Source organism: Chitinophaga niabensis, assembly GCF_900129465.1.
GTDB classification, from domain to species: Bacteria; Bacteroidota; Bacteroidia; order Chitinophagales; family Chitinophagaceae; genus Chitinophaga; species Chitinophaga niabensis.
The window spans coordinates 4,108,725-4,131,889 of the sequence record NZ_FSRA01000001.1; the positions used below are offsets into that span (position 1 = coordinate 4,108,725).

The following is a 23,165-nucleotide window of genomic DNA, read 5'->3' on the forward strand; positions in this document are numbered from 1 at the left end:
TGAGTAATATTTGAGGTTAAATAAATGATTATTGATTCAGGAATATTTCACTGCAATAGAAGGTATCGCCATCCCGCTGCAATGTTCTGATCCTGTTGATGGCGGCATTGCTAAGGGCGAATGGCGGCCCGGCATTGCCGGACTCGAGGAAGAAGGAACGGATAGGCGTTTCCGTTAAAGGGATAGGCCTGTTGGAAATAAATGCATCGCCTGATTTCACAAAGGAATAAGTACCATTACTGTCTTTGATAGCAGTAACAGCAGAACCTGCATTCACCAGGTATTTCCAGAGTGCAACGCGGTTGGCGAAACGTACGGTGAACACTGTTTCTTTTACAGTGCCGTTGTTATTCAATAAAGATGATTGACTGGCTGAGGGTAAATGATTGAAGATCTCCACCACACCAAACACTTGCTCCTGCTGGATCCTGCTATCCGCATACACAAAGGCGGATGATGCATTCACCTGTACCCTGTAACGTGCAGGGGGCAGGGAACCGAGGTTCACTAATACTTCGGACTGGCTCTGCGGGAAATTCAGGAGCTGGGCCGGCAAAGCGGGCAGATCATAATTTCCGTTGGCGGTATTGAAACGGAATATTTCTATGGAAGCTGCCATCACAGGGGCTGGCAGTTGAAAGCGGAAGAGGTTGCTGGCGGAGAATGTAAGGTCTGCCGGTGTTGCATAACGGCGCTGCAAACGGTTTTCCCAGAAGGTGGATTCATTCAGGGCATGTGCATTACCGTTATTGCTGCTGCGGATAGCTTCATACACATCGCCGTTTACATCCTGCGCAAAACTACCCGGCAGATAACTGGCAGCGCCGTTGTAAGCTGCAATCTGTTGTGTGATAAAACGTGTGCCATTGAGATGATGCTGGTGCAGGTTAGTGAGATAGAGGCGTTGCCCTGCACTGTAATTCACTTCTATATTAGTGAAGTTCGCAAACTGCATGCTGTTCAGCTTCAGGTAACAGCGGAACACCAGGTCCGGCGAAAGGGGCACCAGTGGCTTGCCTTCCACGAGCCTTACCAGGGCATAGAACTTATTGCCCATGTTGCGCCAGAGTACCTGCTGGTTCTTAAACAGCAATTGCGTTTCTGCGGTAGGCTCGATCGTGAAATCTGCACACCGCGCATCGCTGTAGTAGTCGTGGAGCACCTCTACCACAAATAATATTTTATAACTCAGTTGCATATGATCAGTTGATGCCTTGCTCTGTGATATTAATTTCGCGGATCAGGTCGCCTGAGGCTTCCGGCGTATCATCTTCGATAGCGATCAGTCTCATTTTATACAATACCGAGGGGTAATACTTTCCACCCATCACACCCCATAACTGGTTGAGCTGTTCCAGGTTCATGCTGGTCATGTCCAACACCAGCTGGTCTATCTTCTCATGCAGCAAGGGGCTGTTGCCATGCGTGAAAACGTTGCGGTACTGGAAGAACTGGATAATGTAATTAAGCCATTCGAGCGATACGTCGTAATTAGATCTGTTCACGGAGAACAGGCAGTAGAGGTTAATGAACACCTTGGGGTTACGGTACTGAATTGCATCTCCTACTCTTCTGTAATTATCCGGGGACCGTGACACACGGTCTTCTTCAATATTCACCAGTGTTAATATTGCGCGGTTCGACAGCGGGTTGCTCCCTCCTCCCTGATCATTCTCACTAAGTTTAGCCACGTTTCCCAATACGAGACGGGGATCCGTAACAGAACCAAGTTTCAGGGACAGATATCGGTTTACTTCATCAGAAATAAACTTTAATGCCTCATGGATCATGTTGCGTATTTGTTTGGGGTCACATCAGCTATGATGCGGTATTTTCTTTTGGTAAAATTGGGGTGTTAAGAATATGCTTTGCTATCGGTCTTCAATATTCGGGGCTCTTGCTCTCTGTAATATTACTTATTTAATTTTATTATAGCAAAAAAAACTATAAGCGACAGATACGGTTTTTCAATAATTTAACATGACTTATTTAGTAAAGCCTTCTACAATAATTACAATTTCTCCCTTCACACCTTTCTCTGCAAAATGATCATGCACCTCCTGCAAAGTGCCGCGTTTATTTTCTTCGAACATTTTTGTGAGTTCGCGGGAAACGCAACATTGCCTTTCCGCACCAAAGTACTGGATGAAATCATGCAGTGTTCTTACAAGGCGGTGAGGTGATTCGTAGAAAACGAGTGCGCGTTCTTCTGTAGCTAATTGTGTGAATAAAGTGTGGCGGCCTTTTTTAAGCGGGGGAAATCCTTCAAAGGCAAAGCGGTTCATGGGGATGCCGCTGTTCACTAATGCAGGGACAAATGCGGTGGCGCCTGGCAAACATTCTACCGGTACGCCGGCACGGATGCATTCCCGTACCAGTAAAAAGCCCGGATCAGAAACACCGGGAGTACCGGCATCTGTGAGCAGGGCCATTTCTTTACCGCTTTGCATCTGTTGTACAAGATGCTGCAACACCTTATGCTCATTATGCTGATGATAAGGTGTTACAGGCTTGTTGATGCCATAGTGCTTCAGGAGCACACCTGAAGTACGGGTATCTTCTGCCAGGATCAATTCCACCGTTTCCAAAACCTTTACAGCCCTGTACGTGATATCCGCCAGGTTACCGATGGGAGATGGAATGAGGAAGAGTTTTGACAAGGCTATTGAAGTTTAAGATCCGGATTATTGGTAATAAACAAACAGATCTATTGGATATTCACCTCGTAAGATTCCATTACCTGGTTAGCGAGCAGTTTCTGGCAGGCATTCTCCGCCAGGTGTTGCGCTTCTTCTTTGGAAGATGCTTCGATCTGAAGCGTGATGTGTTTACCTATGCGCACGTCATGTACATTTCCGAGGCCCAGGTTTTTCAGTCCACCTAATACAGCTTTGCCCTGAGGGTCCAGCAATTCTTTCAGCGGCATCACGTTGATATGTGCAGTAAATGTCATTTGTCTCAAAAATTTAAGACGCAAACCTACGAGTTTTTTATCGAATTTTTAGGCGGCACTGCCAGTGAAAGGCCCACATATGCGATAAATACGAAAGGTACTGCTGCATAACGCAGTACAGGTATGCTTATCAGCGTAAGCACTACCAGCAGGAAGCGGGGCCAGTTATCTCTGAGGGAGAAATTCTTAAACTTCAGGCTGATCATGGGATGTGCGCTCACCATCAGGTAGCAGAGTACAAAAATGATCCCGTACAATACCCAGATATTTTCCAGCCAGTGGGCCAGGTTATAAGGGTTGTATAACATGATCAGCGGGAAGGAGGCTACCAGGAAGCCTACCGCTGGTGTGGGCACTCCTATGAAATGCTCGGACTGGCGGGTATCCAGGTTGAAAACTGCCAGGCGGTAAGCAGCAAAACAGGGGATCAGCAGGGCCGGCGCCAGGTTAAAGTAAGAAACATCAAATACATCCGGGCTTTGAAAATAAGCGCTGCGCAGCAGGCGGAACATGATCATACCGGGCACTACGCCAAAGGAAACCACGTCTGCCAGTGAATCCAGCTGTTTGCCTAATTCAGAAGAAACTTTGAGTAAACGGGCAACAAATCCGTCGAAGAAATCGATGATCCCGGCCAGTACTACCAGTGCTGAAGCCCAGTAGATGGGTTCCGGATTGGTGACAACGTAATCTGTACCATTGAATTCTGCGATATATTCCGGCGCATGTAGGATGAAGATAATGGCGAGTGCGCCACAAAAGAGATTGGACAGGGTAAGGATATTCGGAATTTGTTTCATCAGTATTTTTTCGTTGTGCCAGAATGGAAAGGGGGTGTTTCTCCCCCTTCCACAATATATTACTTCTTCATTAAAGCTTCTATCTCATCCGCCGTAATGGGGATGTTCTTCATCAGGTCCACATTCCCACCGGCTTTCAGCCAGATGTTGTTTTCAATGCGGATGCCCAGTTGTTCTTCTTCAATATAGATACCCGGCTCTACGGTAAGCACGGCTCCTTCCGGAATAGGCTGGAAGAAAGAAGGCCCGAGGTCATGCACATCCACGCCCAGGTGGTGAGAGATGCCATGGTACAGGTATTTACGGTATGCAGGCGTTTCAGGGTCCTGGTTTTTGATATCCCCTTCTGTGAGCAGCCCTATCTTCACAAATTCTTTCCCTGCTTCCACGCCTACCATCTCATGATATTTAGCGATGGTGATCCCGGGTTTGAGGATAGATTTGGCATAGTTATGCAGGTGGAGGCAGGCATTGTACACTTCGCGCTGGCGGGGAGTGAACTTTCCATTTACCGGTACGCTGCGGGTAAGGTCTGCATTGTAACCACCATAGGCAGCACCAAAGTCCATCAGGATCACTTCTCCGTCTTTACATTCGCGGCTGTTCTCCACATAATGTAAAGTACGGGCACGGTCGCCGGAAGCGATGATAGAACCATACGCTTCGCCAGTGGCGCGGTTGCGCAGGAATTCATGCAGGATCTCTGCGTGGATCTCATATTCAAATACGCCGGGTTTAATGAATTGTAAGAGACGGCGGAATGTTTTCTCTGTGATATCTATCGCCACCTGCAGTACTTTCACTTCCTCAGCTGTTTTCACAGCACGCAGCTCTTTCAGGAGCTTTGCGGCACGCAGGTAATTATGTAAAGGATAACGCTCCCTGAGTTCGGCAGCGTAACGGTAATCCCTTACCGGAACCAGGTTGGCCTTACGGTTGTTTTCGTTGGAATTGAGATAGATATTGGCAGCTTCATGGATCCATTGTTGTAAGAAAGCATCCAGGCTGTCCAGCCACACAATGGTTTGTATACCGGAAATAGCGGTAGCTTCTTCTTTGCGCAGACGGTGGCCATCCCATTTCTCTTTCAGTTCGTTCGGGCGCACGAGCACCAGTACTTCACGGTGTTTAGGGTCCGGATTGCCGGGATATAATACCAGCATGGTATCTTCCTGATCGATACCGGTCAGCCAGTACAGGTCTGAATTCTGACGGAATGTAAAAAGTGCGTCCCCGTTAGTGGGCAGTTCGTCGTTTGAGTTGAAGATGGCGATGGAATCAGGCTGCATCTTTGCAGTAAAACGTTCACGGTTCTTGATAAAAAGCTGTTGATCCAGCGGCAGATATTTCATTGAATACTTTTTTCTGATGTATGAGGGCTCAAACTTACCAGAAAATCAGCAACCTGCAAAACCTTATCCTTCCGGCTACTGTGGCCAAAGCTCACACAAAAGTTATAGTTGATTACCCCAAACTGATGCGTTATTAACAAATAATTATTCTCCCGGTCTTTTGATTTTCGCTTAAAATGAAATCGATAGAATTGAATAATATCTAAAAAACGAGGTTATAGCATGCATAATTTCATAAATTTTAATGGTGCAACACCTATAAAATTTGATAACATCAAAAAAAGCCTAGTTTTGCCTATACACCAAAACAATCTTTCTTTATGCAAATCAGCAGTGTAAGGGACACACTCAGGGAATTGCGGGAATTGGGCATAGAGAACACCGCGGACGTACATTACCAATTAACCCCGGAAGAGCTGACTGCTCAAACCCTGGCACGCAAGCAGGGTAGTCTTAGCGAAACGGGTGCATTGGTGGTGAATACCGGGGAGTTTACCGGCCGTTCTCCTAAAGACAAGTTCATCGTGAAAGACAGCATCACTGCTACGACTGTGAACTGGAACGATTTCAACCTACCGTTCTCTGCCGAAAATTTTGACCGGCTCTATCAGAAAGTGACCCGTTATTTTGCGGGAAAATCAGTTTGGGTGAGAGATTGCCAGGCATGTGCAGATCCGGAGTACCGGCTCAACATCCGGGTAATTACAGAAACCCCATGGGCCAGCCTCTTTGCCTACAACATGTTCCTCCGCCCTCATGAGGAAGACCTGGAGCAAATGGACCCTGACTGGACGGTTATCCAGGCGCCGGGCTGTATGGCAGATCCTGCTACAGATGGTACCCGCCAGCACAATTTTGCGGTGGTGAACTTTACCAAAAAGATGATCCTCATTGGTGGCTCTGCCTATACCGGTGAGATCAAGAAAGGGATCTTCACTATCCTTAATTACGTACTGCCGCATGAAAAGAATGTACTGAGCATGCACTGCTCCGCCAACCAGGGCCGCAATGGTGATACTGCTGTATTCTTTGGCCTTAGCGGCACCGGCAAAACCACGCTGAGCGCTGATCCTGAACGTAAGCTCATTGGAGACGACGAGCATGGATGGACGAACAGCGGCGTTTTCAATTTCGAAGGCGGCTGTTACGCCAAAACCATCGACCTCAGCGAAGAGAAGGAACCACAGATCTTCCATGCCATCCGCGAAGGCGCATTGGTAGAGAACATTGGCTTCTTCCCCGGCACACACAAGATCAATTATGCAGATAAAACGATCACGGAAAACACCCGTGTTTCTTACCCGCTGCATTATATAGATAATGCCCTGGAACCTTCCATTGGCAGTCTTCCTAAAAACATTTTCTTCCTCACCTGCGATGCGTATGGCGTATTACCGCCCATTTCCAGGCTGAGCCCGGGACAGGCTATGTACCAGTTCATTTCCGGTTATACGGCTAAAGTAGCAGGTACGGAAGCAGGTGTTACAGAACCTAAATCCACATTCAGCGCATGTTTCGGCGCACCGTTCCTTCCATTGCACCCTGCCCGTTACGCGCAGATGCTGGGAGAAAGGTTGCGTAAGCATGAAGTGAATGTATGGCTCATCAACACCGGCTGGACCGGTGGCGCTTATGGCACAGGCAGCAGGATCAAACTGAACCTGACCCGCGCCATGATCAGCGCTGCATTGAAAGGAGAACTGGAAAAGGTAGCTTACAAAAACCACGAGGTTTTTGGCGTATCCATTCCTGAATCCTGCCCCGGCGTACCTGCAGAGATCCTGGATCCCCGTAATACCTGGGCTGATGGCGCAGCGTACGACAAACAGGCAAAAGACCTTGCAGGTCAGTTCGTTAAGAATTTTGAAAAATATGCAGCACAGGCCGATAAAGAGATCCTGGCTGCCGCCCCCAAAGCATAACAGCCGCTTGGCTTTATAAATTCCTTCGTTCAATTACAATTTGGTTAGAGGGGCTGTCTGGCTGACAGCCCCTTTTCCTTGTCCCCAATTTTCTGTACCTTTGCGCATGCAAATTTTAGACGGTAAACTTGTTTCCAAGGCAATTAAAGATCAACTGGCGCTCAATGTAGCTGAACTGAAAGCGCAAGGCAAAAAGGTTCCTCACCTCGCCGCCATCCTGGTAGGCAACGACGGAGCAAGCGAAACTTACGTAGCTTCTAAAGTAAAATCCTGTGCAGAGATCGGCTACCATTCCACGCTGCTGCGTTTCGATGACCACATTTCAGAAAAGCATCTGCTGGACCATATCAATATGCTGAATGAAAATCCGGATGTTGATGGTATCCTCGTGCAACTGCCATTACCTAAAAGCATCAACGAAGAACTGGTGATCAACACCATCGATCCCAGTAAGGATGTAGACGGCTTTCACCCCATGAACGTGGGTAAAATGGTGAGCGGTCTCCCTACTTTTATTCCTGCTACTCCTTACGGCATCATGCTGATGCTGGAGCATTATAATATAGAAACAAAAGGCAAACATGCCGTAGTGATAGGCCGCAGCCATATTGTGGGTACGCCCATGAGCATTCTGCTGAGCCGCAACAGCAATCCCGGTAACTGTACCGTTACGCTTTGCCACTCGCAAACAAAGAACCTGAAAGAACTGTGCCTGCAGGCAGATATCGTGGTAGCCGCCATTGGCCGCCCCGATTTTGTAACGGGGGATATGGTGAAAGAAGGCGCGGTGGTAATTGACGTAGGGATCAACCGTGTAGCGGATAACACCAAAAAAAGCGGGTTCCGCCTTGTAGGTGATGTGAAATTTGATGAAGTAGCTCCTAAATGCAGCTTTATCACCCCGGTACCCGGAGGCGTAGGTCCGATGACCATCGCAGCTTTATTGAAAAACACTTACCATTCTGCCATTGGCCAGAAAGGTAATCGTAATTAAGGATCAAGTACCTTTGTACCATATGCAAAGCACCGTTATACATACTGCCACATTACCTGTTATGGAATCTTTCTACACTATCCAGGGTGAGGGATTCCATCAGGGAAAGGCTGCTTACTTCATCCGCCTCGGCGGTTGTGATGTAGGCTGCGTATGGTGCGATGTAAAGGAAAGCTGGGATGCAGATAAACATCCGCAGCGGGATATTACAGGCATGGTACAGGAAGCAGCAGCACACCCCGGCCGGATTGCTGTTATCACAGGAGGGGAACCCCTGATGCATCACCTCGATGGCCTTACTAAAGCATTACACAAAGCGGGTTTCCGCAATCATATTGAAACCTCCGGCTCCTCTCCCCTGAGCGGCAGCTGGGATTGGATCACCCTTTCTCCCAAAAAGTTCAAAGCCCCTTTACCGGAAGCCTGCAAACAGGCCAATGAGTTAAAGATCGTGATCTATAACAAATCTGATTTTGCATGGGCAGAGAAATACGCGGCCCTGGTTGGCAAACAGTGCAAGTTGTACCTGCAACCTGAATGGAGCCGCGCAGCAGAAATGACCCCGCATATCATTGATTATGTGAAGGATAACCCGCAATGGCAGATTTCCCTGCAGGTGCATAAGTATATCAATGTGCCTTAAGCGTACCAATCCCGTATCATTCCCGTATCATTCCCGTATCAATCCCGTATCCATCCCGTAGTAAGGTGGGGTACCTGTCAAAATAGCAGCATCAGATCACCTCAAAAGCAGCTAAATACCGCAAAACACCTCAAATCCCCTCTTTTGATTTCTGCCATCCCCGCCAGAGATTTACTTTCACCGTACAGTACTTAAACCGCATAATTTATCGTTATTTAGTGATCGACTATGAAACACTACCTGTTATTATTATGCTGCCTGATCAGCATCCGCCTCACGGCACAAACAGTCACGTATGAAACGGCCGGCAAAAAAGCCCAGGCCTTCTTTGATCTGGCCATTGATGCCATGCGTGTTTATCAACCAAAAGAAGCGATCAAACATTTACAGGACGCCATCAAAGCACAACCGAAATTTGCAGATGCCTACGGGCAGATGGGGCTTTCCTATGTAGAGCTGAAACAATATACCCAGGCCCTGGAAGCCTTTACCAAACTACAGGAACTGGCGCCCGGTGACCTGCGCAGAGTACGCCTGGCCAATGCAAAAGCACTTGCGGGCAACGGCCGTTTCAAGGAAGCGCTGGACATGGTGAACCAATTCATCGAAACATCCAAAGCTCCTGTTCCCAATGCAGATAAGCTGAAGAAGAACATGGAATTTGCTGTAACAACCACGCCTGTTCCCTTTCAACCGCAGAACCTGGGAGATCATATCAATTCCGCAGACCCGGAATATTTCCCTTCCCTTACCATCGATGGTAAAACGTTGGTGTATACACGAAGAGTGAAAGGAAGGAATGAAGACTTCTTTATTTCCGCGAAAGACAGCATTCAATGGCAGCAGGCAAAAGATATGGGCGAACCTGTGAACTCCGCTTTCAACGAAGGGGCACAGAATATTTCGCAGGATGGGGAAATGCTGGTGTTCACCGGCTGCGATTTCCCGGATGGGCGTGGCAGTTGTGATATTTATTATGCAGTTAAAACAGCGGAAGGCTGGCAGGCCCCAAAGAACATAGGCGGCGCTATCAATACCCGCGCCTGGGAATCCCAGCCCTGCCTTTCACCTGATAAACAAACATTGTACTTTGCCCGTGAAACAGATGATGCCGGTGCAGATATCTTTGTAAGCCAGCTGGGAAAAGACGGGCAATGGTCCCGCGCAGAAAAGCTGGGGCCGAATATCAATACCCCCGGCCGGGAAACCACTCCTTTCCTGCATGCAGACGGGCAAACCCTGTACTTCGCATCCAACGGGCATCCCGGTTATGGCGGCCTTGATATCTTCTATTCCCGCAAACAGGCGGATGGCAGCTGGGGGCCTGCTGTAAATCTTGGTTATCCCATCAACACCATAGAAGAAGATGCGAGCCTTGCAGTAGCCGCAGATGGCAAAACCGCTTACTTTGCATCAGACAGATCGGATAGCCGTGGCGCATTGGACATCTATAGCTTTGAATTGTACGAGGCGGCAAGGCCCTTACCTACGCTGTATCTGAAAGGATATGTGTATGATGCCAAAACAAATGCAAGATTAACAGCATCCCTTGAACTGATAGATCTGCAGAACAAGCTGACCATTGCCACGATCCGCAGTAATGAGAACGGAGATTTTATTGTGCCGCTCCCTACCGGGAAAGATTATGCCTTTAACGTAAATAAAAAAGGATACCTCTTCTATTCAGATAACTTCTCTTTAAAGGAAGTAAAAACAGGAGAACCGTTTGAAAAGAACCTTCCCTTGCAACCGCTGGAAGCAAATGCTGTAGTGATCCTCCGCAACATCTTCTTTGAAACAAAACAATACGCACTGCAACCGGCTTCTGCTACCGAGCTGGATAAACTCGTAGCCTTGCTGAAAGATAATCCTACCATGCAGATAGAGATCAGCGGGCACACGGACAATGTGGGCAGCGATGCAGATAATCAATTGTTGTCTGAAAACCGTGCTAAATCTGTTGTACAGTATCTCATTCAAAAAGGTATTGCGGCAGCGCGCCTGAAAGCAAAAGGTTTTGGTGAAACAAAAGCCATCGACACGAATGATACGGAAGCAGGCCGCGCACAAAACAGGAGAACAGAATTAAAGGTGATCAGTTTGTAGTGATAAACATGGCAACATTATTCCCCTTATCGGAGCATGCAACACTCCGCAGTGTATTACATAAGTTACAACCGGATACTCAACCGGTTTGGGGCATAATGGATGCGCAACAGATGATAGAACACCTGGACCTTATTGTACAATATACCTTCAGCGGGGAACAAACCCATGTATTTACGCCGGTGGAACAGGTAGAAAAGGTAAAGCAGTTCTTATGGTCAGACAAACCATTACCGAGGCTGTTCAGGAATCCTGCCATGGGCGATGTGATCGTACAATATCCTGACCTTAACACCGCCATTCAATCACTTTTCAAAACACTGGATGGCTTTCATCTGTATTATAAAGAACATCCTGCTTATGAAACAACGCACCCTATATTCGGGATGCTGAACTACGAGGGCTGGTTAAGATTTCATCAGAAACACTTTCAACATCACCTTACACAATTCGGCTTATTATAATCCTTTCACGGCGTGCCGTAACACGCTGTCCATTTGTTGTGCATTCAATTTTACATTCTTTGGGAACAGCGAGGAGAGCCAGTCTCCATACATTACATTGGGCAGCATAATAAAACGCCTGCCGAACTCCGCATGTAATTTTTCCACGGCAGTATTCCTTTCATCCGATGTTTTCTTATAGAACACATCAGAAAAATCGCCGAGGTTATCCCCTACCAGCATGGCAATCTCATACTTCTTTTCTACCTGAGCACGGCGCGGCTCTTTATCTGAGCTGCCTGAAGAAAGGATCAGGTGCTCATTGTCTGCAAACGGGAAATTCCATTTCTGCAGGTTCTTTAAAGTAGCTGCGCGTTCAGACTCCTGCCTGTTGGTGATATAATAAATGGTGAGCCCGGTAGAAGCGGCATATTTAAAGAAAGCCAATGCGCCGGGAACGGTATCGCAGATAGCTTTGGAGGTCCATTGTTCCCATGCCTGCTGCGTATAAGGCTGGCCATTGAATGCAGATGTTACAGAGAAGGGGCTGTTATCCAGCACCGTTTCATCAATGTCTGTAACAATCGCACGCGGGCGGAGCGTTTGCTGATGGCTCATTTCTTCCACACGTATGGCGGCTAACTGGTAAGCCTGCAGGCATAAGGCTTTATATTCTGCGGCACGCTGTTGCCAGAGAGCACCCCATGCCGGACCATACTGTAATGATGTGTTGCTTTGCGCAACTTTTTGTGTACGGCATGCGGCAAAGGTTAATAACAAACAGATAAGAAAAGAGGTGTGCTTCATCCAACAAATCTAAAGTAAATTGGGGTATAAAATTGTTGGCCCATGTGTGAAATGTTTAACCGGGTAGCCCTTACTTTAATCCCGCAGATCGGCGATGTGGTAGCAAAAGAACTACTGCATCATTTTGGAAATGCCGCCGATGTTTTCGCAGCTAAAAAAAGAGAACTGGAACGTATTCCCGGCGTTGGGGAATACCGGGCCAATGCCATTAAAAGTTTCTGTGAACACCACATCGTAGAAAAAGAAATGCAGTTTATAGAAAGTAATGATGTGGAAGCCGTTTTCTATACAGATGCCAGCTATCCTGAACGCCTGCGGCATTGTTACGATAGCCCCGTGATGTTATATCATAAAGGCACCGCCGCATTACAGGCTCCCAAAATGCTGGGTATTGTAGGTACGCGCCAGCCTACTGCTTACGGCATACAACTTTGCGAACAATTCATCGATGCATTCAAAGCAGAAGATATCACCATTGTAAGCGGCCTGGCCTATGGTATTGATATCACTGCCCACCGTGCTGCTTTACAGGCAGGCTTACCAACTATCGGCGTATTGGCACATGGCCTCCAAACCCTCTACCCTGCAGCGCATCATTACACCGCGCAGCAAATGCTGCAGCAGGGCGGGCTGCTCACAGATTTTCACAGCAGCGCCAGGCTCAATAAACAAAACTTCCCCCGCAGGAACCGGATCGTTGCCGGCATCTGTGATGCCATCCTGGTAGTAGAAAGTGGTGCTAAGGGAGGTTCATTGATCACCGCAGATATCGCTGCCGGTTATAACAGGGATGTAATGGCCATTCCCGGAAGGGTCGGAGATCCGGGATCCGCAGGTTGCCTGGAACTAATCAAACAAAACAAGGCTTCCCTGGTATCCGGCCCACAGGATGTGCTGGAAATATTGAACTGGCGGCCCCTGGCACCAGTAGCCCAGCCGGTTTTGCAACAAAACCTTTTTAATACCCTGGATGCTGACGAAAAAGTGCTGCTTCAATTGCTGGAAACCCATAAAGCCCTCCACCTGGATGAACTCCGGCAACGCAGCGCTATGAGCAGATCACAGATCTCTGAGAAGCTCATACACCTGGAAATGATGGCATTGCTAAGGCCCTTACCGGGAAATACATACGAATTAATCAATACATGAAGTTCCGCAAAAAACCCGTACATTTGCGTGCAATTATTTACGAACTATCAAAATAATTGCGATATGCCTGCGGGAAAATCCAAACAGAAATTTGTAGCTGACGGTCTCACCTTTGACGATGTACTCCTTGTACCGGCTTACTCCGAAGTGCTGCCCAGAGAAGTAAATATCTCTACCCAACTTACCAAAAACATCCGGATCAACATACCCATGGTGTCTGCCGCTATGGATACCGTTACTGAAGCCAAACTGGCCATTGCACTGGCACGCGAAGGCGGCATCGGCATCCTGCATAAGAACATGAGTACGGAGAAACAGGCGGAACTGGTAAGGAAAGTGAAACGCAGCGAGAGCGGAATGATCCTGGACCCGCTGACACTCAGTGCCGACTCCACTATCGGACAGGCTTTGAAAATGATGCGGGAAAACGGCATCGGTGGTATTCCCATCGTTGACGGCGACAAGAAACTGAAAGGCATCCTCACCAATCGTGACCTCCGTTTCGAGAAACACAATACTAAAAGGCTCATCAGTGAAGTGATGACCAAAGAAAACCTGATCCTTGCCCCGGAAGGCACTGATCTGAAAAAAGCCGAAAAGATCCTCCAGCAACACCGCATCGAAAAACTGCCGGTGGTGAATAAACAAGGTAAACTGGTAGGCCTTATCACTTACCGGGATATCCTCCAGCTGCAAAGTTTCCCCCATTCTGCCAAAGACGGCTATGGCCGTTTACTCGTAGGTGCAGCACTTGGTATTACACCGGATGTACTGGACCGCGCAGCAGCTTTGTTACATGAAGGCGTAGACGTTGTAACCCTGGATAGTGCGCATGGCCATTCCATCTATGTACTGGAAGCATTGAAGAAACTCAAGAAAACATTCCCTAAGCTCCAGGTGATCGGCGGAAACGTAGCTACGGCAGAAGGTGCGCTGGCACTGGCTGCAGCAGGTGCAGATGCGGTGAAAGTGGGTGTAGGACCCGGTTCCATCTGTACTACCCGCGTAGTAACAGGTGCCGGTTTCCCGCAATTGTCTGCCATCCTCAATGCTGCACAGGCATTGAAAAAATCAGGCGTTCCCGTGATTGCAGATGGTGGTATCCGTTATACCGGCGATATGGTGAAAGCCCTGGTAGCAGGTGCCTCCACCATTATGGCAGGTTCCATCTTTGCCGGTGTGGAAGAGAGCCCCGGAGAAACGATCATCTACGAAGGCCGTAAGTTCAAATCTTACCGTGGTATGGGTTCTATCGAAGCCATGTCCGAAGGCAGCAAAGACCGTTATTTCCAGGATGTGGAAGCAGATATCAAAAAGCTGGTACCGGAAGGAATTGTGGGCCGCGTACCTTACAAAGGCAACCTCTCCGAAGTGGTACAGCAATTTGTAGGTGGATTACGTGCAGGGATGGGTTACTCCGGTTCCAAAGATATCAAAACCTTACAGGAAGCGCAGTTTGTGAAGATCACTTCCGCTACTGTAAAAGAGAATCACCCGCATGATGTGGTGATCACCAAAGAAGCGCCGAATTACAGCCGCTAAGCATATTAAAAAAGAGATGTGAGTTTTCACATCTCTTTTTTTTAATCTAATCATTCAACGCTTTCATAAAAGCAATGATCTCCTGCTTCTCTTTCTGCGTTAAATGCAAAGGATCAGGAGAAAGCGTTTGATTGCCCAGCTGAATGCCATATCCTGCTGCCCCGCCTTTATCGTAAAAATCCATCACTTCTTCTAATGTACGGTAAGCGCCATTATGCATATAAGGGGCCGTTAAAGCTATATTGCGAAGAGTGGGTGTTTTAAACGAGAAATTCAATTCTTCTATCTGTGTATGTGTGAATCTTCCCGGATCCTTATCCAGTGAAGCAATACCGGGTTTGCTCAATACGCCCAGCACTTCAGACTCTGTATTGGTAAAGGCCGGACCTGCTGTACCATTAAACAGCGGTATAAAATGGCAGGTAGCACAGCGGGCTTTGCCCATAAATAAATTAAAGCCCCTTTTTGCTGTATCGCTCATTGCCTGCTGATCTCCACGCATGTACCTGTCGAATGCAGAACTGAATGGATGCAGCTCCCGCACATAACTGGCAATGGCCATCATTACCTGCCGGGATTGGATGCTATCTTTCATTTGTGGAAATGCTTTCCGGAAACGGTCTTTCATTTCCGGCATTTTATTGAGCCATGCTGCTACTTTTTCCGGGGAGGAATGCATTTCATCTTTATTATTCAATACATCCATTACCTGGTTCTCTAAGGTGGGAGAACGCATATCATAGAACTGCGCATGCTGGAAACCAGCGTACATCAGGGTAGGCGTGTTGCGTAATATAGTGGCAGTTCCATTTAAAGTGAGGCTTTGATTCAGCCCGTCTGTAAATGCTTTCCCCGGCTGATGGCAACTCTGGCAACTACGTTTACCATTACCCGCCAGCTGATCATTGAAGAACAATGCCTGGCCCAGGCTTACTTTTTCTGCTGTGGGTAAGGCTTCTGTAGCATGTACAAAGAAACTGATATTGATGGCAGCACTATCAAAAAGCGTAGCAGCATCATTCCTGACGGCCGTTTGCTCCTTCACCAAAGGCAATCCTTTGCTCATCATTTTCCTGGTAAGCGGGTTCAGTTCAGTGGTAATAAAACCGGCATAATCAAATTGTGATTGTGCTGTATGTTGCCTTGCGATGGCAATAGGCCGGTCAAAATCAGCACGCATATCCACACCCATCAGTGACATCATTTGTGCCACAGCATCGAGGGATGCGGCGGACTCACTGATACCCAATCCGGATAAAGGTGTATCAAACCCGCTTAATCCAAGAATGATGACACGGAACACTTCCAGCCTGCAGGCATCCAGTACATGCGCCGTATCAAACTGTGTGTTTTCAATGGTGTGCCTCAGCGGAATAAGCCCTGATATAAAAGACCGGATCTCACTATGCAGGGTGGTAGAATCGTTCATATTATAAGGATATATCAATTCCTCGATCACCTGCAAACCGGAGGGTTCCGCTTTTTTATTCTCCTCTACTTCTATCTCCGGCAACGGAGGGCCATTCAGTAAACGGGAGGTGGCGGGTGCATAATATTCACTAAACCATTCCAGTTTTTTATATCGCTTTCTGCAATCTGCAAAAGCCTGCCGTAATGCAGTGGTGTCTCCTGAAAGCTGCAGCAGTTGATTGGCACTGGCTTCCAGGGAATCTGCCTGCGCATACAGCCATATATGCACCCTACTGTCAAAGGTCTCTTTTCTTGCTTCCCGGCAAGATGAACACCAGATCAAACAAACGAGCAAAGCTTTAATTAAGGGATGATTCGCCATAAAAAAGTAAAGTTTCCTCTTACGGGAGGAAACTTTTTTTATTGAATTTGCAAGAAAGATCATTTCTCAATTCCAGTGATGATAACAGTTTGCCCGCCTTCTTTGTTAGTTGTAAGGCCGCTACCGTCCGCATTTTTGAACTTATCGTCCGTCCAGGTATGCGGGTGAATGTTTACAACAAAAGTATTGGGTTTGCCAATGAGGTCTGAAATATCATACATGGCACCGTATTCCCATGAACTTAATTTTTGTTCGTTAGCAGGATTATACTTGGCGTTGAAAGCAGCGTCTGTACGGCGGTGGTCCATTTCAATCATCGGTTTGATTGCTTTGGTGGCAATGTTATATTGCCAGATGCGGCCATCGTGCTTGTTGTTTAGATAGTAAGAATCCCCATCTTCCTGGATATACACAAAGTTTTGTGTAACACAGATATTGTCGGGGTTCACGATGCTGTTACCGGGATTAACACCTCCGTCTATCAATGGAGTAAGTTTTCCTTTCAGGGGATTAGCGGCATCCAGTTCCAGCTGATAAACACGGCCCCACATGGTAAGCCCCGCAACAGGGGTTACTTTATCTGCCTGGCTAACGCCGGTGGAGGTAAAATACAATTTGCGGTTATTGGCCACGGAGCCTTTACCATAATCCAGGTCTTCCACACGGGCAAACTGGATAGCATTATTGGTGACTGTTTGTGCAGCTAACTGCGCGCCGGTGCTCGTTGCAACATTTTCATAAGCAACAAACTCCACATCATAAGTAGAACCTACCGCCATATCTGTTTCAACGATGTTTTTATCCAGCCTCCGTAACATATACAATTTGCCATTTGCCATATCTCCGGCAGCATTCGCATAATACAGGTTTACCTGGCCAAGTCCCTGGCGGCTGCTTTCATCTTCTCCGATAAAAATAACGGTTTTGCCGGGATAGGCATTTTTGTTTAAGGGAACTGCATTCTCTGCACTGCATTTACCCAGGGCAGGTAATGTGCGGTTTGTTTTTTTCAGGTTAATCGCTCCCAGGGGGTCTATGCCATGGATCATCGATTCACCATCTGTTTCTCCTGCGGTAAGGAAGATAGGACCAAAGCCATTTTCTGCAGGGGTAGCCAGGGTACCGGAGCAAAGGCGCATTTTACCACCTTCTGCATCTACGATGTACTCCCCTTTCAGTGGTTTCAGGTTCTTATCCAGGTAAACACGGGAAACAGAAAACAGGATCTCGTGGTTATTGATCAGGATATAACCGTTACCGGCAGGATCTTTCATCATTCCACCTCCATCAGGCTGTGCGCCGTAAACAAAATCGGCAGAACCGGAAAGCTTATCATCGCTGCTGATCAGCGGGTAGATCTTCAGACTTTCAAAACCGGCCAGGGTTTTTACGAGGGAAGGGGTTATGGAAGAAGTACTCAGCTCAACAGGAGGCGCAGGCTGGTCCTTGTCATTATTGCAGGATACCATTGCAATGCCCGCAAGTAACGGGCATACCCGGAGCGTTAGGTTAAAAAGCTTCATTATACAGATTTTAGTATTGGCTGCAATATGCACCTGTCAGGTTACCAGCATCTTAAGTGTGCGTTAAGGTTATATGAACAAATCACCAGGAGAAAATTATCTTCAAAGGCCTTATTTTTGAGCGATATGATGCACCCGACCTTGCGCAAACGTCTTCCACTGCTACTTAGCCTGCTTTCAGGGATCCTTATGTGGGCTGCCTGGCCTACTTCCCCACTTACCTTCCTGGTATTTGCAGGATTAGTTCCCCTGCTGGCACTCACGGACCTGGTCAAAGGCCGCGGGGCATACTGGGGGCTTACTTTCCTGAGCTTCTGGATCTGGAACACGGGCACCACCTGGTGGGTAGGTAACACCACTGTTCCCGCAAGCGGCATCTTTGCCAATGCATTCAATGCGCTGATCATGACCATTCCCTGGCTGGGCTATAAAATAGCCCGGGAAAGGATGAGCACGGCCATGAGTTATTTTGCGCTCATCATTTACTGGTTAACTTTTGAATACATTCACCTGGAATGGGACTTCAGCTGGCCCTGGCTCATGCTGGGCAATGCATTTGCCATGCGGCCGGACTGGGTGCAATGGTATGAATATACCGGCACCACGGGCGGAACATTATGGGTATTGCTGGTAAACATCCTCTTCTACAGTGTGATAAAAACCAAACCTTCCGCAGTATGGAAACCATTAACATTAGTGATCGTTCCGCTGGCACTTTCTTATGGGCTCTTTCCGAAACCGGGCAAAACAAATGGTATACACGTAGTAGTAGTGCAGCCCAATATTGATCCTTATGATGAAAAGTTCAGTGAAGGATCTGCACAACAGCAACTGGAAAAATTAATTACGCTCACCAAACAAAAGATCAGGCCGGAAACCCGCTATGTGATCTGGCCGGAAACGGCCCTTTTTACACAAGGGGCCTGGGAGCATGAACTGAACCTCATGCCGGATGTGATCCGGATCCGGGAGTTCTTACAACAATATCCCAATACCAGGCTCATTGCAGGAGCTTCTACCTTTAAGCAATATACAGGAACAAGCGAAGTACCATTAACCGCAAGGACCCGTGCAGACGGCGGCCCTCCTTATGATGCGTTCAATTCCGCCATACAGGTGGATACCTCTGGCAATATACAGATCTATCATAAAGCGAAATTAGTGCCCGGGGTAGAGCTCACTCCGTATATGCGTTATTTCCCATTCATGAAAAAACTGGCGCTGGACTTTGGTGGCATTTCCGGCAGTTATGGTCTGACCCCCGGGGTGAACTTATTTACAGATCCGGCACAGGGTTGTAATGTTTTTGATGCCATCTGTTATGAGTCCGTATATGGTGATTTTGTAGCACAAAAAGTACGGGAAGGGGCTAACATATTGGCTATTAGCACTAACGACGGATGGTGGGGCAACACCCAGGGCCATAAACAGCATTTACAATATGCAAGACTGAGGGCGATCGAAACAAGGCGCTGGGTAGCACGCAGTGCTAATACGGGCACCTCTGCTTTTATTGATCCCTGGGGTGCAGTGATTGATCCTCAACCCTATTGGCAACAAGGAATTATTGCACATGATGTAACACCACGATATGATCTTACGTTTTATGTAAAATATAGCAGCAGCATCGCCAAAGCTCCCCTGATCTTTTGTATATTGCTCTTGTCATACACCATTGTTTTACGTGTAATACGCAGGCAACATGTGGAAAAAAATCAGTAACGGAAACCAGGAAGGTGCTTATTGGGCAGAAGGCGAAGGGAAAGTAGTTGTATTAATACATGGATTTGCAGAAGATCATTCGGTTTGGGAACATCAAACGGCGTTCCTGAGGGTACACTACCGTGTATTGGTACCAGACCTGCCGGGAACCGGCAATTCCCCATTAACACATCCTTTAAGTGTAGAGAGCATGGCAGAATTCATCTATGCCATGCTGGTAACGGAAGGAGTCAGTGAGGCTACAGTTATCGGGCATTCCATGGGCGGATACGTGGCGCTCGCCTTTGCGGAAAAATATCCGCACCTGCTGGAAGGATTGGGTTTATTCAGCTCCACCGCCAAAGCAGATAGCCCGGAGAAAGTGGAAGCACGGCAGAAATCCATCCGCATGATGCAGCAATACGACAGGGAACCATTCCTGCGGCAGCTGATACCAAATATGTTCGCGGAGGCGTTTCGCAGCAAACAGGCTGCCCGCGTGGAAAATTTTGTGCAGCAGGCCCTGCCGGGCAATAAAGAACCGCTCATTGCGTATTATGAAGCAATGATAGCCAGGCCGGACAGAACAGCCGTATTAAAAGAGATCAGGGTACCGGTGCTGTTCTTCATCGGCAAAGATGACCAGGCAGTACCACCAGATAATACATTAGGACAAGTAACACTCCCGGCTATTGCCAGCGTGCATATTTTTGACCAGGTAGGACACATGGGACTATTAGAGGTTTACGAAGAAAGTAATCTCGTCCTTCATCATTTTATAGCTTTTTGCCAGCGGGCGTTGTAACAGGAATTTGCGGAAAATATTAATCATCACTTTATTGGGCCTGGTTTCCATGGCTGCAAAGGCCGATCACGTTATCGGTGGTGAAATGTATTATACCTACCTGGGTAAAGTTGGTGCGAATAATCAATACTCCATCACGCTCAAGCTCTTTATCCGCTGCGATGCAACCAGTCAGCAAATAGATCAGCAGGTAAATATTACCATCTATAATGCCGGCGGCAGCAGGGTAAGGGACCTGGAGAACATTCCCCTGGGCAACCTGCAACGTTATTCCGCGAATGAAGTTGATCCCTGCATCATCAACCCTCCCAATGTATGTTACCAGATCGGTTATTATACCAGAACGGTAGATCTGCCTCCTAACGCCAGCGGCTATATTGCCACTTTTGAACGTTGCTGCCGGCGGATAGGGCTTGCTAATATATTTTCAGACAACAATAATGTAGGCGGCACTTATTCCTGTAGTATCCCCGGCAACCATAATGGTTTTGATACAAACAGCAGTCCTACTTTTTCAAAAGAAAGAGGCGTGATCGTTTGTGCCAATAACCGGTTCAAATACGATTTCGCCGCGGAAGATCCGAATGGAGATTCATTGGCCTACTCCTTTTCTACTGCATTTACAGGAGCAACCAGGGATGACCCGAAACCAGACGTATCCAGCCCTCCCGGCCAGACCGTTACTTACAAATCTCCCTTTTCCGCAGACCTGCCATTGGGAGATAAGGTAACCATTGATCCCTTAACCGGCGTCATTTCCGGTATTGCTCCCAGGAGCGGCCTGTACATTGTAACAGTTACCGTGAAAGAATACCGCAATGGTATTTACATCGGCGAACACCGCAAGGAATTCCAATTCACGGTAGAATCATGCGTGCGGCAGGTAGTAGCAGCCATGCCGGATAAATATAATGACTGTGATGGCTATACGATCACCTTCATCAATAACAGTACGCCGAACAAAGAATATGTATGGGATTTTGGTGATGGTAATACGTTAACCACTACCAGCCGCGAACCTTTTCAATATACTTACGCCGTTCAAAATACCTATACCGTAAAACTGTCTGTAGACAAGAACAGTAGTTGCGGCGACAGTGCTTTTGCCAAAGTGCTTGTTTACCCTGTATTAAAACCCTCTTTTGATGCCAGCGGGCTTTGCATCACCAAACCTACACAGTTCATCAATACTTCCACTAACGACATTGGTAATTTTGAATACTATAAATGGGACTTTGGGGACGGTGCTATCCTGAATGATACGGCTAATGTGAGAACAACGAGCTGGCAATACACCCGGCCCGGGGATTATATTGTTAGCTTATATACCAGAACAGACAAAGGCTGCGAGAAAACATTTAAAGACACGCTCAGCATTTATGATAAACCGCCATTCACCACTACCGGCGATACAGTGCTTTGTATCAATGACGGTTTAACGCTGAGCGCTGAAAGTACGCTGCCGGGATCTTATCTCTGGGGTCCAACACCATTATATAATATCACAGGGGAAACTACTCCTAACCCATACGTTACGCCGAAGGTGGATTATACCTATAACGTTACCTTCACTGATAATACCGGCTGTACCAATACCAAAGAAGTGAAAATAGATGTACGGGATAAATTATTGGTACGTACCGGGGCAGACAGTGTGATCTGCACGGGCGATCCCGTAAACCTCCAGGCAGTAGCAGACGGGCCTTACCGGTTCACCTGGACCGATCTTGGCACCCGTGCTATTTTAGGCAACACAGCCAACATAACAGTAACGCCCGCACGATCAAGCTCTTATGAGATCAGAGTAGACCTTGGTACCTGTTTTGCGGCGGATTCCATCAATTTCAGAGGGGTGGATCCACCCAATGCTTTTGCCGGTTTGGATACTGCCATTTGTTATGGAGAAAAGCTTTGGCTGCATGCCAGCGGCGGTGCTTATTATTCCTGGACGCCACCCGGTACCCTTACGAGCCCAAGGCTTCCCAGCACACTGGCATGGCCTAAAACCACCACTACCTATGTGGTAACCGTTACGGATACACTCGGTTGCCCCAAACCAGTCACTGCATCCAGGACCGTAACCGTTATTCCTCCCGTTCCAGCTTTTGCCGGGAATGATACCATTATTACCAAAGGCCAGTTATTCCATATGCATGGAAGCGGCGGATACAGCTACACCTGGACTCCGGCAGACGGGCTGACCAACCCAAATATTGCAGATCCTGTCACCAATATCAACCGCGATTTCACTTATCACCTGGTAGTCAGAACGATAGAAGGATGCGTGGGAGAAGACGATATTAAGATCCGGTATATGGCCGGCCCTGAAATTTATGTGCCCACTGCGTTTACCCCTAACGGTGATGGTGTGAATGATATATTCCGGCCACTGCCCGTAGGGATCACCAAACTGGAATCCTTCAGGGTGTATAACCGCTGGGGAGAAGAGGTTTACAGCACCAATGAATATTTGAAAGGATGGGATGGTACCCGCCGTGGTCAACGGATAGATTCCGGTACTTATGTATGGATCGTAAGAGGTATGAACGAAGCAGGCGTGATGATGGAACGCCGGGGAACGGTAGTATTGATCCGCTGATAAATGATAATAACTCACTAAGAAAGCATTACAC

At 47.6% G+C, this 23,165-nt stretch carries 19 protein-coding genes; 10 read left to right on the top strand and 9 right to left on the bottom strand.

Annotated elements, in window-relative coordinates; all coding sequences use genetic code 11:
• Positions 1–28 precede the first annotated feature (28 nt).
• The 6 genes from BUR42_RS16450 to BUR42_RS16475 form a co-directional block, all read right to left on the bottom strand.
• Positions 29–1,198: a hypothetical protein gene (locus tag BUR42_RS16450; RefSeq protein ID WP_074240261.1), complete on the bottom strand. Its 1,170-nt coding sequence runs from the start codon at positions 1,196–1,198 to the stop codon at positions 29–31.
• A gap of 4 nt (positions 1,199–1,202) precedes the next feature.
• Positions 1,203–1,790 (bottom strand): Pvc16 family protein, encoded by a 588-nt coding sequence (locus BUR42_RS16455; protein ID WP_074240262.1) that lies wholly within the window; start codon positions 1,788–1,790, stop codon positions 1,203–1,205.
• Between the two features lie 195 nt (positions 1,791–1,985).
• A complete protein-coding gene (gene rsmI, locus BUR42_RS16460) occupies positions 1,986–2,660 on the bottom strand; it encodes a 16S rRNA (cytidine(1402)-2'-O)-methyltransferase (protein WP_074240263.1) in 675 nt (224 codons plus the stop codon).
• Positions 2,661–2,707: 47 nt separating this feature from the next.
• On the bottom strand, positions 2,708–2,953 hold the full coding sequence (purS, locus tag BUR42_RS16465) for a phosphoribosylformylglycinamidine synthase subunit PurS (protein ID WP_074240264.1): 246 nt from the start codon (positions 2,951–2,953) through the stop codon (positions 2,708–2,710).
• A 26-nt stretch (positions 2,954–2,979) separates the two neighbouring features.
• Positions 2,980–3,753, bottom strand: a complete 774-nt coding sequence (locus tag BUR42_RS16470; protein ID WP_074240265.1) for a CDP-alcohol phosphatidyltransferase family protein — start codon at positions 3,751–3,753, stop codon at positions 2,980–2,982.
• 59 nt (positions 3,754–3,812) lie between these two features.
• On the bottom strand, positions 3,813–5,105 hold the full coding sequence (locus tag BUR42_RS16475) for an aminopeptidase P N-terminal domain-containing protein (protein WP_074240266.1): 1,293 nt from the start codon (positions 5,103–5,105) through the stop codon (positions 3,813–3,815).
• Positions 5,106–5,425: 320 nt separating this feature from the next.
• Between BUR42_RS16475 and pckA the strand changes: the two genes are divergently transcribed.
• From pckA to BUR42_RS16500, 5 genes are all read left to right on the top strand, one after another.
• The gene (gene pckA / locus BUR42_RS16480; RefSeq protein WP_074240267.1) at positions 5,426–7,027 is read left to right on the top strand and encodes a phosphoenolpyruvate carboxykinase (ATP); all 1,602 of its coding nucleotides are present in this window, start codon (positions 5,426–5,428) and stop codon (positions 7,025–7,027) included.
• A 106-nt stretch (positions 7,028–7,133) separates the two neighbouring features.
• A complete protein-coding gene (gene folD, locus BUR42_RS16485; RefSeq protein WP_074240268.1) occupies positions 7,134–8,021 on the top strand; it encodes a bifunctional methylenetetrahydrofolate dehydrogenase/methenyltetrahydrofolate cyclohydrolase FolD in 888 nt (295 codons plus the stop codon).
• Positions 8,022–8,043: 22 nt separating this feature from the next.
• On the top strand, positions 8,044–8,664 hold the full coding sequence (locus BUR42_RS16490) for a 7-carboxy-7-deazaguanine synthase QueE (RefSeq protein WP_074240269.1): 621 nt from the start codon (positions 8,044–8,046) through the stop codon (positions 8,662–8,664).
• Between the two features lie 228 nt (positions 8,665–8,892).
• Positions 8,893–10,770, top strand: a complete 1,878-nt coding sequence (locus BUR42_RS16495; protein WP_074240270.1) for an OmpA family protein — start codon at positions 8,893–8,895, stop codon at positions 10,768–10,770.
• Positions 10,771–10,778: 8 nt separating this feature from the next.
• Complete coding sequence (locus tag BUR42_RS16500; RefSeq protein WP_074240271.1) at positions 10,779–11,234, top strand: DUF1569 domain-containing protein; 456 nt, start codon at positions 10,779–10,781, stop codon at positions 11,232–11,234.
• Here the strand turns inward: BUR42_RS16500 and BUR42_RS16505 are convergent.
• Complete coding sequence (locus tag BUR42_RS16505; RefSeq protein ID WP_074240272.1) at positions 11,229–12,020, bottom strand: 5'-nucleotidase, lipoprotein e(P4) family; 792 nt, start codon at positions 12,018–12,020, stop codon at positions 11,229–11,231. The genes BUR42_RS16500 and BUR42_RS16505 overlap by 6 nt on opposite strands.
• Positions 12,021–12,062: 42 nt before the next feature.
• Between BUR42_RS16505 and dprA the strand changes: the two genes are divergently transcribed.
• Together dprA and guaB are read left to right on the top strand one after the other, a co-directional pair.
• Positions 12,063–13,169, top strand: a complete 1,107-nt coding sequence (gene dprA, locus BUR42_RS16510) for a DNA-processing protein DprA (protein ID WP_074240273.1) — start codon at positions 12,063–12,065, stop codon at positions 13,167–13,169.
• A 63-nt stretch (positions 13,170–13,232) separates the two neighbouring features.
• Entirely contained in the window at positions 13,233–14,711 is a 1,479-nt protein-coding gene (guaB, locus tag BUR42_RS16515) for an IMP dehydrogenase (RefSeq protein ID WP_074240274.1), read from the top strand.
• 46 nt (positions 14,712–14,757) lie between these two features.
• Here guaB and BUR42_RS16520 read toward each other — a convergent pair whose 3' ends face one another.
• Entirely contained in the window at positions 14,758–16,503 is a 1,746-nt protein-coding gene (locus BUR42_RS16520; protein ID WP_074240637.1) for a cytochrome-c peroxidase, read from the bottom strand.
• A 59-nt stretch (positions 16,504–16,562) separates the two neighbouring features.
• A complete protein-coding gene (locus tag BUR42_RS16525; protein WP_074240275.1) occupies positions 16,563–18,026 on the bottom strand; it encodes a PhoX family protein in 1,464 nt (487 codons plus the stop codon).
• Positions 18,027–18,152: 126 nt separating this feature from the next.
• Between BUR42_RS16525 and lnt the strand changes: the two genes are divergently transcribed.
• The 3 genes from lnt to BUR42_RS16540 are packed head-to-tail and all read left to right on the top strand — an operon-like array spanning position 18,153 to position 23,131.
• Entirely contained in the window at positions 18,153–19,748 is a 1,596-nt protein-coding gene (gene lnt, locus BUR42_RS16530) for an apolipoprotein N-acyltransferase (protein WP_159442289.1), read from the top strand.
• A complete protein-coding gene (locus BUR42_RS16535; RefSeq protein WP_074240276.1) occupies positions 19,729–20,532 on the top strand; it encodes an alpha/beta fold hydrolase in 804 nt (267 codons plus the stop codon). The genes lnt and BUR42_RS16535 overlap by 20 nt, the downstream gene beginning before the upstream one ends.
• Before the next feature lie 7 nt (positions 20,533–20,539).
• Positions 20,540–23,131: a T9SS type B sorting domain-containing protein gene (locus BUR42_RS16540; RefSeq protein WP_143197467.1), complete on the top strand. Its 2,592-nt coding sequence runs from the start codon at positions 20,540–20,542 to the stop codon at positions 23,129–23,131.
• Positions 23,132–23,165: the final 34 nt, after the last annotated feature.